16 protein-coding genes are annotated in these 17,248 nt (G+C 48.9%); 12 read left to right on the forward strand and 4 right to left on the reverse strand.

From position 1 onward, the window contains the following. Window positions 1-29 precede the first annotated feature (29 nt). From A9165_RS15235 to A9165_RS15255, 5 genes are all read left to right on the forward strand, one after another. Complete coding sequence (locus tag A9165_RS15235; protein ID WP_065956520.1) at window positions 30-467, forward strand: VPA1267 family protein; 438 nt, start codon at window positions 30-32, stop codon at window positions 465-467. After that, complete coding sequence (locus tag A9165_RS15240) at window positions 464-2,629, forward strand: AAA family ATPase (protein ID WP_065956521.1); 2,166 nt, start codon at window positions 464-466, stop codon at window positions 2,627-2,629. Before A9165_RS15235 ends, A9165_RS15240 begins: the two co-directional genes overlap by 4 nt. Before the next feature lie 652 nt (window positions 2,630-3,281). Further along, complete coding sequence (locus A9165_RS15245) at window positions 3,282-4,199, forward strand: tetratricopeptide repeat protein (RefSeq protein ID WP_065956522.1); 918 nt, start codon at window positions 3,282-3,284, stop codon at window positions 4,197-4,199. A gap of 311 nt (window positions 4,200-4,510) precedes the next feature. Next, complete coding sequence (locus tag A9165_RS17000) at window positions 4,511-5,047, forward strand: DUF2971 domain-containing protein (protein WP_255365747.1); 537 nt, start codon at window positions 4,511-4,513, stop codon at window positions 5,045-5,047. A gap of 533 nt (window positions 5,048-5,580) precedes the next feature. Continuing rightward, window positions 5,581-5,916, forward strand: a complete 336-nt coding sequence (locus tag A9165_RS15255) for a hypothetical protein (protein ID WP_255365746.1) — start codon at window positions 5,581-5,583, stop codon at window positions 5,914-5,916. 41 nt (window positions 5,917-5,957) lie between these two features. Here the strand turns inward: A9165_RS15255 and A9165_RS15260 are convergent, their stop codons facing one another. From A9165_RS15260 to minC, 4 genes are read right to left on the reverse strand one after another with little or no spacing between them, the layout of a single operon-like run. After that, complete coding sequence (locus A9165_RS15260) at window positions 5,958-7,676, reverse strand: hypothetical protein (protein ID WP_065956524.1); 1,719 nt, start codon at window positions 7,674-7,676, stop codon at window positions 5,958-5,960. 39 nt (window positions 7,677-7,715) lie between these two features. Next, on the reverse strand, window positions 7,716-7,976 hold the full coding sequence (gene minE / locus A9165_RS15265; RefSeq protein ID WP_008607670.1) for a cell division topological specificity factor MinE: 261 nt from the start codon (window positions 7,974-7,976) through the stop codon (window positions 7,716-7,718). 3 nt (window positions 7,977-7,979) lie between these two features. Beyond that, window positions 7,980-8,789, reverse strand: coding sequence for a septum site-determining protein MinD (minD, locus tag A9165_RS15270; protein ID WP_008607671.1), 810 nt, complete (start codon window positions 8,787-8,789; stop codon window positions 7,980-7,982). An 11-nt stretch (window positions 8,790-8,800) separates the two neighbouring features. Beyond that, window positions 8,801-9,523, reverse strand: coding sequence for a septum site-determining protein MinC (gene minC / locus A9165_RS15275; RefSeq protein ID WP_008607672.1), 723 nt, complete (start codon window positions 9,521-9,523; stop codon window positions 8,801-8,803). A 146-nt stretch (window positions 9,524-9,669) separates the two neighbouring features. Between minC and A9165_RS15280 the strand changes: the two genes are divergently transcribed. From A9165_RS15280 to zipA, 7 genes are read left to right on the forward strand one after another with little or no spacing between them, the layout of a single operon-like run. Next, entirely contained in the window at window positions 9,670-9,969 is a 300-nt protein-coding gene (locus tag A9165_RS15280; RefSeq protein ID WP_065956525.1) for a YcgL domain-containing protein, read from the forward strand. Further along, window positions 9,966-10,991, forward strand: coding sequence for a lytic transglycosylase domain-containing protein (locus A9165_RS15285; protein ID WP_065956526.1), 1,026 nt, complete (start codon window positions 9,966-9,968; stop codon window positions 10,989-10,991). Before A9165_RS15280 ends, A9165_RS15285 begins: the two co-directional genes overlap by 4 nt. Next, on the forward strand, window positions 10,991-11,653 hold the full coding sequence (locus A9165_RS15290; RefSeq protein WP_065956527.1) for a fumarylacetoacetate hydrolase family protein: 663 nt from the start codon (window positions 10,991-10,993) through the stop codon (window positions 11,651-11,653). Before A9165_RS15285 ends, A9165_RS15290 begins: the two co-directional genes overlap by 1 nt. Beyond that, the gene (locus A9165_RS15295; protein ID WP_065956528.1) at window positions 11,654-12,148 is read left to right on the forward strand and encodes a YcgN family cysteine cluster protein; all 495 of its coding nucleotides are present in this window, start codon (window positions 11,654-11,656) and stop codon (window positions 12,146-12,148) included. It abuts the gene before it with no gap. Window positions 12,149-12,151: 3 nt separating this feature from the next. Further along, window positions 12,152-12,805, forward strand: a complete 654-nt coding sequence (locus A9165_RS15300) for a mechanosensitive ion channel domain-containing protein (RefSeq protein WP_008607678.1) — start codon at window positions 12,152-12,154, stop codon at window positions 12,803-12,805. A 60-nt stretch (window positions 12,806-12,865) separates the two neighbouring features. Beyond that, window positions 12,866-16,279, forward strand: a complete 3,414-nt coding sequence (gene smc, locus A9165_RS15305) for a chromosome segregation protein SMC (RefSeq protein WP_065956529.1) — start codon at window positions 12,866-12,868, stop codon at window positions 16,277-16,279. A gap of 20 nt (window positions 16,280-16,299) precedes the next feature. Beyond that, the gene (gene zipA / locus A9165_RS15310) at window positions 16,300-17,187 is read left to right on the forward strand and encodes a cell division protein ZipA (RefSeq protein ID WP_065956530.1); all 888 of its coding nucleotides are present in this window, start codon (window positions 16,300-16,302) and stop codon (window positions 17,185-17,187) included. Window positions 17,188-17,248 lie beyond the last annotated feature (61 nt).

Here is a 17,248-nt window from a genome sequence, read left to right on the forward strand (position 1 = left end):
CGCAAGTTGTTAGGTGAGGTAGATGATTAATGGCGAACGGTCAGCAAAGAGCGCAGCAGAACCTCGAAGCATTTGAAGTATGGCAAGCCACTCAAACTGATGATGACTTTAAGCAAATCGCCTTTAAAGGCAAGCTCAACCGCATCGAAGTAGCAAAAGGGGTTGGTTGCGGCAAGTCTGCCCTTAACCAAAATCCTACGCTTAGAAAAGCGCTCAAGGCATTAGAAGACAAACTGCGTGATAAAGGTATACTCCCGCCACTGACCGAATCTGCAAAGAGCAATGCTGACAAACCAAAGCAATACGACAACACAGCTAATCGCAAGCTGCTCGACGTTAAACGAGTATCGACCTTAGAGGCTGAAAACATTGAGCTAAAAGCCAAAGTTAAAGAGCTGGAAGGTAAACTAGAGCGGTTTGGCGAACTGAATGAAACCTTGTCAGAAATGGGGTTCATGCCACGATGAAATTTACACTCCATCAAGACCAAATGCGTGTCACGAGCATTCCTTACAGTTCTACCAAAATGGTGATATTCAGTGGCGTTCCACTGGAAAAAAACTCACACAAAACCAATAGCGGCAAGTATTACGTCACTATCAAAGCTGATCCAGATGCCATCCCCGTTCAACCAGCCCTAGGCCAACACTGGTCGGTTAAAGGCCATCGTTTAATAGAAGAAATGGAAACGGGTGATTACGTGATGCAGCAGCATACCTATGAATCACCAGAGCACATCGAATGCAGCCTGCCAGAAACGGGTGAACAGCTTATTCGCTTTATTGCCAGAGAAAGTGATTTCAAAGGTATCGGTGAAAGTAAAGCTAGAGCACTCTGGGAACTGTTAGGAAAGGATTTTCACCCAACGGTTAGAAAAGACACTCATGAATCAAGAGAACGGCTCAGAAGTGTCCTGAGTGAAGATTCTATCAATGCGTTATTTGAGGGTTACGCCAAATATAAAAATCTGGCCTACTGCAACTGGATGACCGAACACAAGATACCAGCAAGTATTCAGCAGCGCTTATTGAAGCATCATGGAGAAGAGTCCATTGAGGCTATTAAACAAAATCCGTATGTCCTTATTGGGTTTGGAATGTCGTTTACGGATGTCGATAAACTGGTTAATTTTGACCAGTTTAAGATCACAGCTTGTGATCACCGCAGACTAAGTGCCGCACTTGAAACCGCGATTCGCAAAGAGATTGAGAAAGGCCACACCTATACAACTCAAGCATGTTTACGCCCATACCTAACCAAATTACTCAAAGATAAGGAACTGGTGACGGAAGCGTTTAAAGCTGGTCACAACAAAGCGCAATACATCCTAAACCCTGACACTGGCTCTTATCATCCAACCGCCCAGTTGTTGATGGAAAATGTCGTTGCCAAACGACTTAAAGCACTAGCTAATCAAAACAACCTTTATGACGAAGTTGCAAATTCTGCATATTGCTCTTCGGTTGGTGAATTACCATACGAGCTAACCAAGAAACAGATTGAAGCGGTGACAACGTGTTTGGATAACGCAGTGAGTTGTATCACTGGCGGAGCTGGCACAGGTAAAACCACCGTCCTTAGAACCGCACTTCGAGCCTACCATCAAATGGGATTTGAAATACACGCAGTAGCACTGAGTGGCCGAGCCGCTATGCGCTTGCATGAGTCAATTGGCTTTATCACCTCAACTATCGCTAAGTTATTACGTAGAGAGCCTATTGAGCCAAGTTCAGACCAGCCAAAGCATTTACTGGTAATAGATGAAGCCAGTATGATTGACTTGCCAACCATGTATCGCCTGGTCAACCATATTCACCCATCGGTTCGTATTATCTTTACTGGCGACCCTGACCAGTTACCACCTATAGGGTGCGGCAAGGTTTTGGCTGATATCGTTCTATCAAAAGCCATTGCTAATACTATGCTAGATATCGTTAAGCGTCAGAAAGGCTCAACGGGTATTCCTGAATACTCCAAGCTCATTAATCAAGGTATCGTGCCTGAAAAACTAAGTACGGGGGCTATTCACTTCCACGAAACGGCAAAGAGCGACATTGCTCAAGCCTGTTGTGAGTTGTATCAGCAATCACCTGAAAATAGTCGCGTCATGGCACCGACCAAGGCACTCGTTGCTGAAATTAATAAACTGACCCAAGAGGCTGTTAACCCAAGCGGTAAAAGGCTTGAGTTTGAAATGCACGGCGAGAGATTCTTTCAAAACCTCAGATTGAATGATGCGATTCTATTTACGCAAAACCACTATGATAAAGGCATTCAAAACGGATCTCTTGGTACGCTTACCAGCATTGACTCATCAGGTGAAAGTTATGGTGTAGTAACGCTGGATACGGGGGATAAAGTTGAGGTCACACAGTCCGTGCTCGATTGCATGGAGTTGGGTTATGCAATAACCCTTCATAAAGCTCAAGGCTCGCAGTTTCCTAGAATCATTATTGCACTACAGAAAGGCAAAATCGTTGATAGAGCGTGGCTGTATACCGCGATTACCAGAGCCGAGGTTGAGATCCATATAGTTGGTAGTTCGGATGAACTAAGGGTTATTACAGAAGCCCACAGTAACTCACATAAGCGAAATAGCTACTTGAGTGAACTTCTACACCAAAATTAGCAAATTAGCAAAGCTGCAAAACATCACCCAAATTTATCACCACGATCAATCGCGGCTTACAACCCGTTGCACTTTCATGTAACCACCAGCTTCAGCAGTCATACAGTTAATTGATCGTCAGCTAAGAGCGAAAAGCGGAAATTTCTCCCCGCATCATAGCGCTTATTCGAAAGTCTGCTTTACCTCACAATCGGACATGTTGCCAAGTTTCCTTAGTCTTAATAAAGTAACTTTTTTCTCATAACCTGACATGATGTAAATGAGTACTCATGGCTTTGGAAAGTCCAATAATGTATGGGCAAGTGTATGGTAATACGCCGATTGGCATAGTCGACGTAGCTGCCTTTACGTTCAACTCGTTTCCGCATCCTTAGTAGCAATCGCTTTTACGTTCGCTTTCAAAAGTAAAAAGCTATAACGAACGCCTTCAAAAATCGCCCTATCGGCGCTAGACTCGTAACAATTTGTTAAGATTTGTGGCGGGTGTTATGCGCAAGGAAAGAAAATGAGTCTTGGCTTGATGGAGCTTGATTTGTGCTCAGACTGGGAATGCAATTGATCTTTTCCAATCAACTAAGATTTAATTATAGAATATTAGGGGGTTGCCTCGGGTGAAATGGACTAAAGTTAATCCTAATTAAGGAATGAATAGATGAACAAACTTAAATTTTTAGCTTTAATTTTCATAACATTATCTGCAATAGCAGCAGTAGTAATTTGGGGTTCACCTAAAAAAACAGAATGCTATGATGTATTAAGCACCCCAAGTTTAGACTTTGATAAAGCTAAAGAAGTTTGCTCAAAGGGAGAGCTTGGTATTGTCGCTATTGAGCTAGCAGGTCGATCAGTTGAATTATATAACGAAGGTAACTACAAGGAAGCTAAATATTTAGCAGAGATTGCATCAGAATATAATTTCCCTTTGGCTGATATCCTGCTCGCAAAATTTTATAGCGAAGGTAAAGCCACAGAAATAAATAAAAAAATGGTATTTAAGTACTACTTGAAAGCAGCTGAATCTGGATTATCAGATGCTCAATTTGAAGTTGCTATTATGTATAGAACTGGCGATGGAGTGGAAAAGAATATTGTTGAAGCAGTAAAATGGCTTAAATCTTCAGCTGAAAAAAATAATTCCAAAGCTCAATTAGAACTTGCAAAAATGCACTTAGATGGATTAGGTGTCGAAGCTGATATTGATGAAGCTTTAAAGTTGCTAACGCAAGCTGCAGATAACAAGAGCAACGAACAGTCAGAAGCTCAATTCCTTTTAGGATATTGGTATATTTATGAAGAAAAATTCAGCGAAGGCTATAAATGGGCAAAAAAATCCGCTGAAAATGGAAACTCAAACGCACAAGCATTGCTTGGCGCGATATATGCTGGCGGTAAGGGTATTAATAAAGACTTAGTTTACTCATATGTGTGGTTTAATATTGCAGCAATGAGTGAAGAAAAAGCATATATGGATTTACGCTATGATATAGAAAAGCAAATGACAAATGAGCAGATAGCTGAAGCTCAAAAAATAACAAGAGAATGCTTAAAAAAAGAATTAAAAAAATGTTAAGTTATCTCGCCAAGTTAGGCCAAAGTTCGCCAACTTATCAACCGCTATGTCTTTAGAGAGATACAGTGTATATAAATCTTAAAGAAACGGAATACGATAATTACATCTATCGAATCATTTCGTATGAACGATTAATCGAAATGTTCGAAACTCGGAAGAACACATTGGTAAAGCCAAAGTTGTGGGAAGATACATTTGAAAATTTCGTTTTAAAGTCAAAATTGAAATTCCTAGATGGTTCCGTAATAACTCTAGATACTCATGAGCGATTGTATGGACAATGCTGGACAATATCTAACGCGTCTGATGCAATGTGGAGAATCTACTCTCATGATAAGAAAAGTATACGAATAAGGACAACAGTAGGTAAATTAGTGTCTAGTCTATCAATTGCTAATGCCAATGGAGCTATGAAAGAGGCCTGTATAGGCAAAGTGGAGTACAAATCTGAAGCTCAAATTATGGCTTTGGCGAAAAAAGCCTTTACAAGGAATGGTCAAATGACCTTTGGAAGCTTGTTTCGTACTTTATTGGTTAAACGGAAAGCGTTCGAGCATGAAAAAGAAGTTAGACTTATTCAACTTGACTGGGGAAATGAGCTTCCTAAAAACGACATATTTAGCTATGAGATTGATCCTCATGAACTAATTACACAAATTATGATTGATCCTCGTACTAGCTACCAAGATTTTGAAATTATGAAAGATAACATCAGGAAAAAGACAGGGTACGAAGGTGATATTAAAAGATCGCTTTTGTATAGACTTCCTGAGACAGTAACTCTCGAAATCGAACAAATATTTTCAAATCTAAACTCTCAGGCGCCGGAAGGCGACGCCAGTGTTTGATCCGTACTGATTACACCTAAAAGCAGACTTTAATGCCTGAACATTGATATTTCTGCAATTGGCACAAAGCCGAGATCCGACGAAGTGGTACTTTCCGTGAAAGTTGTGGTGCGATTAATTTGCAACACGTGGTAAGGAGCGGTTGCAATGTGGTGGTAAATTAAGTGCAATTAATCAAGAAGGTGAATCAATGAGTGAACAACTGAACTGTCAAAGCCGCATGGATGCGGCGACAACTCTGTACTTGCCGCAAACAACTATCCCCGTCCTGCTAAACCAATGACGTAAACTCCTATCTCTCCCGACTTGTTGGAACAAGTCGCACTCACAAGGTGCAATTAAACACTGAACAAAAATTCATGGATGAATGGTTACCGCCGAAGGACTCGGCGCAAATAAAAAACGTACATACCATTATACACAGTATGTACGTTTGAAATAAAAGACGCTGACCTTATATGTAAAGCCCTGTCACTCACTCACACGCGAATAGACACTGTTTTTACTATATACTCTTAGGTGAATCCTTATTATTGTTGCCGTTAGCGCTCTGGTATTGGTGGGCTTATGCCGACAGTCCGGCTGCTAATATGCTGGCTAACAGTGCCGGCCTTAATCTTTATCTGGTCGCTGCGGGTCTGGTTACGACAGTGCCGCTACTGTGTTTTATTGCGGCTGCCCGCCGTCTGCAGTTATCTACTATGGGCTTTTTTCAGTATATCGGTCCAACCTTTATGTTTATCTTTGGCGTCTGGTTATACCGGGAGCCTTTTGCACTGGAACGGCTGTTTACTTTTGGTCTGATCTGGCTGGCACTGCTCTGTTACAGCCTGGATGCCTGGCGGTATAATGTCAGAAAGCGGGCATAAAAAAAGCCAGCTTAATGCTGGCTTTATCGGGTTAGGTGCGGTTAACGGCTGGTTTTCAGCTCGGTATTAAATACAATACCGTGCTGTTCAATACCAAAACCAAAACCCAGCTGCATATTGCTGTCCATCATCCGCTTCAGCTCATCTGGTACCGGTTGACCGGACATTGCCGCCGCATCAGACAAGGCGCTGAAAAACTGCTTATAGTCGGCGCCTACTGCCATAATGCCATTCTTAGTCAGTTTTTCGCTGGCCAGCTGAGTGGCTTGAGCCTTAGCTTTATCCCCAACATACAGCATCAAATGATTGGCACTGGCTTTTAAGCGCAGATCCAAACCCAGCATAGCGGCAGGCGGGAATACCTCACTGACGGAAATCTCTTCACCTGCAGCTGGTAACTGGATACCTGCTAACATCGGCGCCATCGCGATAGCATTTGCCGCCAGCGTTTGCGGATTATCAGCAGAAACCGTTACTAACGCATCGGCCTGGTTTGGTTGACCGGTCGCCGGATCCAGACTAAAACCGTTAATGGTGACGGAGAAACCCTGTAAGCCGTTGGCGGCCATCCCGGCCATCGCCAGCATCATCAGCGGGTTTTGTGCTTTCATCTGTTCCTGAATTGCAACCAGTGGCTCACAGCTGACAGATAAATCAGTCATACCAGCCCAGATCTTGCTGACAGACGGGGTTAGCTGGCTAATTTCGGTTCCCAGCGCCAGATAGAACATCGAGCTGTGTACCTTACCGTTCAGAGCAGCAGGGATAAAGCCCTGTAAGCCTTGTAAGCCCTCTAACGCGACCTTGCTGCTGGTTGGCAGCAGCATCTTGCTGCGGATATGGAACTGACCGTTAGCCTGGGTCACCAGCTCGCTGTCCATCACCATACCAGGCCAGGTTTGGGCCAGCATCTGCATATCTGTGCGGCAAGCCGGGGTTTGCCAGCTTTGCAAAGCTTCTGGCACTTCACCGTTAAAGGTCAGTTGCAGATCACGCGCCAGTTGGTTACCGTCAGTGGTGGTCAGTGCCAGTGCCAGCTGTTCGGTGCTAAAAAAGCCCAGACCATCGGTTTTCAGTTGATACTGCTTAACATAATTTTCCAGTTTGCCACTGTTCGCCAGATTTTTCGCCGGCTGTTCCAGTGCCAGACTTTGCAGGCGGTGTGAGTCTGATAGCGCATGGTGGTGCAGGGCAATGGTGGCCCAGCCGCGTTCAGTGCTGACCAGTAATTCAAACCCCTCCGGCGCGTCGTCAGTGCGGTAGCGGCGGAAACTGTGGCCGTTCAGACTGGCGTCCTGATAGCTCAGGCCACTGCGTTGCCCCAGATTATCCAAAAAGCTTAAAAAAGCCTGTTCATTGGCCAGTTCCAGCCGAACTACCGGTGCTGCACCAACCAGATAGAATAGGGAGCGTGACGCATTGGCGATACCGGTTTCGCGTTCAAACTGCTCCGGGCTTCCCAGCGCATTAATAAAGCCTTCAAACAACGCCAGCGCAAACTGACCAGCGGCCGGGGCCTGTTGTTGTAACACTGCTAAACCCTGTTGCAGGTCTTCGCCATTCAGGTAGTCTGGTGTAATACCAACGGTAGCCAGATAACTGACCATATCCAGCGCTTTAAACTGGCCGGAAAACAGTACCGTGTCAGCCGGGACATAGGCCAGTTCGGCATGAAAAGCCTGGCTGTCCTGTTTACTCAGAAAATAATAACCGGCGGCGCCGGCAGCAACCACAGCGGCGGCAATCAGGGTCTTACGCATTGTCTGCTCCTTTGACAGATTAAAAGTGAAAAGCGCCTGTTAGCGCTTTTCGTCAGGGAAGGTGATGTTTAATTCCAGTACAGATAACTCATCACCACGTTGCTCCAGTGATACCGCGACCTGGTCGGCCGGAATATCCACATATTTGCGGATCACTTCCAGAATGTCGCGCTCCAGCTGGGGCAGGTAATCCGGCCCGGAGCGTCTTTTCCGCTCATGGGCCACAATAATTTGCAGGCGCTCTTTGGCAGTGCTGGCGGTATTTTTTTTAGTTGAACGAAAATAATCCAGTAACGACATCAGTTAGCCTCCAAACAACCTTTTAATAAATCCTTTTTTCTCCACCGTCAGAAAACGGAATGGCACTGCTTCACCCAGCAGACGCTTTACCGTGTCCAGATAAGCCTGGCCGGCGTCACTTTCTTCATCCAGAATAACTGGCTGGCCTGAGTTCGACGCATTTAGCACCGCTTGCGACTCTGGAATAACGCCTACCAGCTCAATGGCCAGAATTTCTTTCACGTCTTCGACACTGAGCATTTCGCCTTTGATCACCCGCTCCGGGTTATAACGGGTCAACAGCAAATGCTCTTTAATCCCTTCCAGGCCTTGTTCAGCGCGGCGGGATTTACTCGACAGCATACCCAGGATGCGATCTGAATCACGTACTGAAGACACTTCCGGGTTGGTAACCACTACGGCTTCGTCGGCAAAATACAGGGCCATCATGGCGCCAGATTCGATACCGGCCGGTGAGTCACAGATAATAAAATCAAATTCAGCAGACAGCTCATTTAACACCCGCTCTACGCCTTCTTTGGTCAGGGCGTCTTTATCGCGGGTTTGCGAGGCCGGCAGGATAAACAGGTTGTCGACCCGCTTATCTTTAATCAGCGTTTGTTTCAGATTGGCTTCGCCATTAATCACATTAACGAAGTCGTAGACCACGCGGCGTTCACAGCCCATGATCAGATCCAGATTCCGTAAGCCGATATCAAAATCGACAATTACAGTTTTTTTACCGGCTAACGCCAGGCCCGTGCCAATAGCGGCACTGGAGGTGGTTTTACCGACACCACCCTTGCCAGAGGTAACCACAATAATTTTTGCCATAGTGACTTTCCTTACACTAATTCTGAAATGACTAAACTTTCGCCCTGCCAGCGGATGCAGGCCGGTTTACCCCAAAACTCGCCTTGCAGACTATGGCTTAACCAGTAATTCCCGGCTATTGAGACCAATTCGGCCTGCATGTTGTAACAGTAAATGCGTTTGCTGCTGTCGCCACTGGCACCGGCAATGGCTTTGCCACGCAGCGAACCATAAATATGAATATTGCCATCGGCAATCACTTCTGCGCCGGCGCCAACGGCACCTTTAATAATTAAATCGGCGCCCTTGGCATAGATTTGCTGACCGGAGCGAACATTCTGCTCGACGATCTTGCTATCCATGGCCTGTTGTTGTACCACCACCTGTGCCGGTGCTGAACGCTCTGGCGCGGGGCTCTGAGGTGCCGGCTCTACCGCTTTGGCAGTATTGCTCTTGCCGGCTTGCAATACCGCTAAACCGGCTTGCTGCGCAGCCGCTTTTTGCGCGGCATTGGCACCCGTTACCCCGACCAGTACCAGCTTTAACTCGGTAAATAACTGTTTTAGCGCGGCAAAGTCAGGGTTGCTGTCGTTATCCTGTAAGTTAATCACCAGCGGTGCCTGATAGAAAAAGGCCGGCGCTTGTGCCAGTTTGGCAGTTAACAGGGATTGCAGACTGCTGATGCTAAGATCGGAGCAATGTAACACGGATAAAGGGAATAAACTGCCCTTTAATTCTAAGGAGTGTTCAGACATAAAAGTTCAGCGCTTTTACTATTATTATTACTGCTGTCGCAGCGAGAATTTTTCTGCGTCCGACAAGCTCTGTCGTTACGCTTGATCAGCGGTTCATGTTATAGTCTTGCCATCTGTTAGGCAAGTTGATGAAGTAGTTTTATTCTATGTTATGTGCGGTATATCGCAGCCCACGAAAAGAGGGCACCTACCTGTATATTGAAAAGCGGGACGACTTTAGCCAGGTACCAGCTCCCTTACTGGACACGTTTGGGCAACCGCAGCTGGTGACAGTGTTAAATCTGGCCAAACGGGAACATTTAGCCCTGGCCGATATTCAAAAGGTGAAAGCGGCGCTGCAGCAGCAAGGCTTTTACCTGCAATTACCCCCGCCAGTAGCTAATCTGCTGGATGAGCATCGCGCGGCTTTGCCGCAAACGACGCTCAGCAACAAGGAGTCAGAATGAAAAAGAAGCTTATTGCCAGCCTGCTGCTGGCAGCCGGTTGGTTCAATGGTCAGAGTCTGGCCGAAGAAGCAAAACCGGATTTTCAAAGCTATACCGCAGCCCTGAAAGCCGAAGCACAAAGCCGCGGCTATGATCAGGCGTTGCTGGAAGCCGTGTTTAGCAGCCTGCAATTTCATGAGCGGGTGGTCAGCGCTGACCGCAGCCAACCGGAAGTAGTCGAAACGCTGGATACCTATTTGCCGAAGCGGGTCAGTGAAACCCGGATCCGCATGGCGCGCGAACGTTATCAGCAATATCAGCCACAGCTGGAAGAAATTGGTAAGCGCTACGGCGTGCAACCGCGCTTTATCGTGGCGTTGTGGGGTCTGGAGAGCAGCTTTGGCCGTTTTCAGGGTAACTATTCGATCCCGTCAGCGCTGGCAACGCTGGCCTATGAAGGCCGGCGTGAAGCCTTTTTCCGCACTGAGTTTTTCCATGCTCTGGATATTTTAGCGCAGGGGCATATCGATCTAGAGAATATGAAAGGTTCCTGGGCCGGCGCCATGGGCCAAAGCCAGTTTATGCCAAGCTCCTTTTTAGCCTATGCTCAGGATGGTGACGGTGATGGTAAAAAAGATATCTGGACTAACGAGCTGGATGTATTTGCCTCTATTGCCTATTACCTGAAACGCCAGGGCTGGAATAACAGCCTGACCTGGGGCCGCGAAGTAAAACTGCCGGCCGGTTTTGACGCCGCTCATGCGATTCAGCGTGGTAGCCTGGCGCGTAATGAGTGGTTAAGCCGCTGGGATGCTTCAGCCCGCAGTATGGCTGACTGGCATCAGTTAGGAGTGCGGCGCTTAAATGGTGAAGCGCTGCCGCAACGCGAAATCAGCGCCGCTCTGGTGTTACCGGATGGCCCGAAAGGCCGTGCCTTCCTGGCGTATGATAACTATAAAAGTCTGATGCACTGGAACCGCTCTTACTATTTTGTCACCAGTGTTGGTTATCTGGCAGATCTTATTGTCGCGGAGCAAAGTTAATGTACCAGCATCAGGATTGGCAGGGGCAGGCGCTTGAGCTGCCGCTGGGTAAGGTTGTTTGCATCGGGCAAAACTACCAGGATCATATCGCCGAGATGCAAAGTAAAACCGCGCCCGAAGCGCTGTTTTTTATCAAACCGGCCACCTCGCTGGTGCCGCTGGCGCCGGCTTTTAGCATCCCCACCGATCGCGGTGAGGTGCATAATGAGCTGGAGCTGGCGGTATTGATCGCCAAACCGTTGAAAAATGCCGGCTTTGCTGAGGTTACTGAGGCCATCTGGGGCTATGGGCTGGCATTGGACCTGACGCTACGCGACGTGCAGGGGCGTTTAAAACAACTGGGGCGGCCCTGGGAAATTGCTAAAGGTTTTGATGGCGCCTGTCCGATGTCACCGCTGGTGCCCAAAGCACAAGTACAACATCCGCAACAGCTGGATTTTAGCTTGCTGGTGAATGGTGAGCTGCGCCAGCAGGGTAACAGTGCCAATATGATCCGCGGTATTACCCAACTGATCAGTGAAATGAGTCAGCACTTTACCCTGCTACCCGGCGATCTGGTGCTGACTGGCACGCCGGCTGGCGTTGGTCCTTTGCAGGCTGGCGATAAGCTAAGTGTGATCCTGGCCGATCTGCTGAAAATAGATAGCCGGGTAGAGGTTTAAATGAGCCTGACTGAACGCTTCTGGGAGCAAAAAAGCTTAAGCGAAATGAATGACGCTGAGTGGGAAGCTTTATGTGATGGCTGCGCCAAATGCTGTCTGAACAAGTTTATTGATGATGACGAGGAAGAAGGCCCGACCGCTGAGCTAAAACAAGGTGAAGAGGTGGTTTTTACCAATATCGCCTGCCGCTATCTGAATAGCCATAAATGCGAATGTACCCAATATAGTCTTCGTACTGTGTTGGTGCCGGATTGCATTAAGCTGACCAAAGACAATCTGAAAGACATCTTCTTTATGCCCAACAGCTGTGCCTATCGGCGCTTACATGAAGGGCGTGGTTTGCCGTCCTGGCATCCGCTATTAAACGGCGGCAAGAAAAGCCTGATGCATAAAAAACAAATGTCGGTACGCAACAAAACCATCTCAGAGGATATGGTGGTTCTGGATGATTTTGAAGACTATATCGTTAGTTGGCCGTTAAATGATCTGGATTAAATGATGAGTGTGGAACAATCGATCATTGCTGACAGTGAGATCCTGAAACAACTCAGCGGTTATATGAGCCCAATGATGGTGCAGCTAGGTTTGTCACTGCTAGCGGTACTGGCTTATATCATCGTCAGCCGCCGGCTGGTGCCACTGATCTATGGCTTGCTGGCCGGTGGCCGGATGCGGCCGGAAATGAATAAAAGAGCCATTGTCGTTTTTCATATCCTGCTAATGCTGCTGTTGCTGGTGGTGCTAAGCATTATCTGGGGCGTGGATATTCGCGGCTTGCTGGTGCTGGCATCGTCAATTATTGCGGTAGCCGGTGTCGCCTTATTTGCGTCCTGGTCGCTAATCAGCAACGTAACCGCTTTCTTTATTCTACTGGGGCAGAAAGACTTTGCCGAAGGCAGCAAGGTGCGGATTATTGATGGTAATAATGCGCTGGAGGGTGATATTGCTGAAATCCATTTGTTTAATACGGTGCTGCGTACCAAAGAGCAGGAGCGGGTGATTTACCCAAATAACCTGATTGTGTCACGCCCGGTCGTAATTATCAGCGCGGCACAAGCACCGGTGCGTAAGACTATTGATGTGGTAGCCAAAGCAGAGCGTTGGCGTAAAAAAAATCTGCAAAGTCAGCCCGTTAATCGAATTAGCAAGTGACAGTGTGCGACAAAATGGGTAGATTTGTCGCTATAACTCTAAGCAGAATACAGCAGCCGGATGCGCTTAAAACAGATCAAACTGGCAGGTTTTAAATCCTTTGTTGACCCCACTACAGTGCCGTTTCCGCAAGCGATGACGGCCATAGTGGGGCCAAACGGCTGTGGCAAATCCAATGTGATTGATGCGGTGCGCTGGGTGCTGGGCGAAAGCTCGGCGAAAAACCTGCGCGGTGATGCAATGACCGACGTGATTTTTAACGGCTCGGCGCAGCGCAAACCGGTGTCGCAGGCCTCCGTCGAGCTGGTATTTGAAAATACTCAGGGCCGGCTGGCCGGCAATCTGGCGGATCGCAGTGAAATTGCAATCAAGCGCGTCGTGACCCGTGATGCCCAGTCGTTGTACTTCTTAAATGGCAGTAAGTGCCGCCGCCGCGATATTACCGATATTTTCCTTGGCACCGGCCTGGGCCCCCGCAGCTATGCCATTATCGAACAGGGCATGATATCGCGCCTGATCGAATCTAAACCGCAGGAGCTCAGGGTCTTTATTGAGGAGGCCGCCGGCATTTCCCGCTATAAAGAGCGGCGGCGCGAAACCGAAAACCGCATTAAACATACCCGGGATAATCTGGATCGCCTGACCGACGTGCGCGAAGAGCTGGGTAAAAATATCGACAAACTCAAGCGGCAGGCAGTTACCGCACAGCGCTATAAAGAGCTGAAAGCGCAGGAGCGCACACTGCGTGCCCAGCTGACAACGATTAAATGGCTGGGTTTTAATGACACGCTAAACAAGTTGGAACAGCAGCTGCGCGAGCAGGAAACCGAGCTGCAGAAATATCAGGCGGCGCAGGCGGGCGATGAGCGGGTGCTGACCGAATTACGCGAACAAGCCAATGCCGCACGGCAACAGCAGGAGCAGTGTCAGCAGCAGTACTATCAGTTGGGTAACAGGATCAGTGCACTGGAGCAGCAAATTGTCGGCCAGCGTCAGCAACAACAGTTACTTAGTCAGCAGATCCAGCAAAAGCAGCTGAGTCTGGCCGGTTTTCATGAGCAACAGCAGCAGGAGCAGCTGCAACGCGCCGAGCTTGAAGCGCAGCTGGAAGAGCTGATACCGGAACTGCTAGTGTTGACTGAGCAGCAGGAAGAGTTACAGGCACAATTGCTGGCAGCGACGGAGCAGGGAGCCGAGGCACAGCTTAACTGGCAAGACTGGCAACAACAGCATTATCAGCGTCGCGAGCAACTGCAGCAGTGGCGGCTGCAACTGCAACATTGGGCGCAGCAACAACATCAGTTGGCCGCACAGCAACATAAGTTAACTGAACAGCTGGCCCGGCTGGAGCCTGAGCAGGCAGAGCAAGAGCTGGCGCTGGCAGAAGCCCGGCACCAGGAGCTGGCAGAGCAAGTCGCCGCATTGCAGCTAGAGCAGGCAGAGCTTACTGCCGCCCTGGCGCAGCAGCAACAGCTGAGCGCGCAGGCAACCCAGCAGCGCCAACAGTGGCAAAACCAACAGCAAGTGTTGAGAATCGAGCATCAACGTCTTAGCCAGAGTCAACAGCAAGCCAGCAGCAGCGGGCCTTTACTGGCAGAGCAGCTGCAAATTGCAGATGGCTGGGCGCTGGCTGTTACGCTGGCACTGGGCGCACTACAACAGGCTGAGCTGGCTGCTCATACTGCGGGCAAAGCGCTGTATGTGACCGCAGTGGCTGGCGACAACGCGGCGCCGGCAAATACCCTGGCCAGCGTGGTGCGCTCAGGGGTATATCCGGATTATTTCCGGCAAATTTTATTGGCGGCGGATGAAGCGCAGGCGCTAACGATGCTGACACAGCTTAAACCCGGACAATCGGTGATCTGTGCTAAGGGTAAATGGTTCGGCACTAACTGGGGCCAGCAAAGCCAGGCGTCGCTGACCGATAGCCGTTTGTTACGCCAGGAGCGGTTACAACAATTAGGGCAGGAGTTAGCTGTCGTTGAGCAGGAGCTTGCAGCAGCTGCGGCAGCAGAGCAACAACAGCTTGAATTGCAACAACAGGCACAGCAGCAACTTAGCCAGCTTAATGCGGCACTCAGCAGCCAGCAACAAGCCCGGCAGCAACAACATACGGTGGTGCAGTTAAAACAGCAGGCGCTGCAGCAATTAAGGCAACAGAGCACACAGCTGCAGCAGCAACTGGCAGAATTACAGTTACAGCAACAGGCGCTGGCGGCAAGTGCAGAGCAAACCGAACTTAAGCTTGCAGAGGCGGAGCAAGAGTATCAGCAGGCGGTAACGCAGGAGCAGCAGTTACAGCAGCGCCAGCAACAGGCCAGGGCGCAGGAAGAGACGTTGCGCCAGCAATTGCAACAACAGCAAGGTCAGCGCAGCCAGCTGCAAATGCAGCAACGGCTCTGTCAGCAGCAATTGCAAAGTGTCGAACTGAGTTTAAGCCGCGCGGCTTTGCAACAACAGCAATGGCTGGAGCAACTGGCCGAATTGCAGCTCCAGCTGGACGAACAACAGGATCCGGCACTGCAACTGCAAGAGGAGTTACAGGAAAGCTTGCTGCAGCGCAGTGACGCCGAACAGGCGCTAACCAATGCTAATCAGCAGTTGGCTGCCATCCAGCAACAGATCCGTGAGCTGGAGCAGGGACAAAGCGGCATAACCCAGCGTTTAAGCAGCCAGCAAAAAGCGCTGGAAAATCTGCGGCTGGATGCTGAAGGCTACCGGATCCGCGCCAATAATATGCTGGAGTTGTTGCGTGAGCAGCAGGTGAATATGAAAGAGGTGCTGGCTGAATTGCCGGCCGATGCCGATGAAGCACAGTGGCAGCAACAGCTGGATAAAACCGTGGAAGCAGTTAGCCGGCTTGGCGCCATTAACCTGGCAGCGATTGAAGAGTATGAGCAACAGGCCGAGCGCAAAGCCTATCTGGATGCCCAGCATCAGGATCTGACTTCGGCGTTGGACACGCTGGAAACCGCGATCCGTAAGATCGATCGCGAAACCCGGCAACGCTTTAAAGAGACCTTTGATCAGGTGAATGACGGCTTAAAACAGCTGTTTCCAAAGGTGTTTGGTGGCGGCAGTGCCTATCTGGATCTGACCGATGATGACCTGCTGGAGACCGGGGTTAGTATTATGGCCAGACCGCCGGGTAAAAAAAACAGTACAATTCATTTATTATCGGGTGGTGAAAAAGCCTTAACCGCTTTATCATTAGTGTTTTCAATATTTAGACTTAACCCGGCACCGTTTTGTATGCTGGATGAGGTTGACGCCCCGCTGGATGATGCCAACGTAGGGCGCTTCTGTAACCTGGTGCGGGAAATGTCGGATACCGTACAATTTATTTATATCAGCCACAATAAAATTGCTATGGAAATGGCTGCGCAATTGATGGGGGTAACGATGCAGGAACCCGGTGTGTCCCGCGTGGTCGCAGTAGATGTGGATGATGCTGTCAAACTGGCAGTAGCCTAAAAGAGCAAAAGGTATAACAAATGGCTAGCGAGTTGCGTTTGGTATTAATTATTATCGGGGCCCTGGTGTTGGGCGGCTTGTTTTTGCATGGTCTGTGGACGGTGCGAAAAAACAGTAACAAGGTACAGCATCGCTATCATCCGGAGGAGGACAGCAAAGACGAGCGTCCGGGTGAAGGTTTTGACGAATACGGTATTGGTCAGGTTAGGGTGGTAAAGGGCGCCGGCAAAGGCAGTGCCGAGCAGCGCACCAAGCTGCACCCAAGCCGTACTGCAACCAAACCCACCAGCCGGCCAATTGATGTTAAGCGTCCGGCTGAGCAAACCGACTTATTTGCTGAGCCGAAAGAGCCGGTGTTTAATTTCTCGGCTTTAGATGAACAGAGCATTCCGGAGCAGGATGAACTGCTGCCGGAAGAGACCGATTACGGTTACGATGAGATGGCGGCCGACGAGCCGGCAGACGACGCCGCTGCTGCCCCCTCAGAAGTGCTGATCCTCTATGTACTACTGCCTGAACAGAAGGAAATCCGCGGTCAGGAGCTGTTATCGGTGTTAACCATGCTGGGCTTTAAATACGGCGATATGGACATCTTCCACCGGCATCAGGACAGTGCCGGTACCGGTGAGGTGCTGTTTAGTCTGGCCAATATGTTTAATCCCGGCACTTTTGATATTGAGCGCATGGACGAGCTAAGCACCCGTGGTCTGAGCCTGTTTATGACACTACCCGGACCGGGCGAGCCGCTGCAAAACTTTAACCTGATGAATAACGCCGCGAAAAAGCTGGCGGAAGAGTTCGGTGGTCAGGTGTTAGACGGTCAGCGCAGTGTGCTGACGGTGCAAACCGTGCGGCATTATGTCGAACGGATCCGCGAGTTTCAGCGGCAACAACTGATCCGCGGTTGATTGCCAGGCTTTAATCTAACGGCAGGATTATCCTGCCGTTTTTGTGTGCGCCCAGCATGGG

The sequence above is a fragment of the Alishewanella sp. HH-ZS genome (genome assembly GCF_001704375.1).
GTDB classification, from domain to species: domain Bacteria; phylum Pseudomonadota; class Gammaproteobacteria; order Enterobacterales; family Alteromonadaceae; genus Alishewanella; species Alishewanella aestuarii.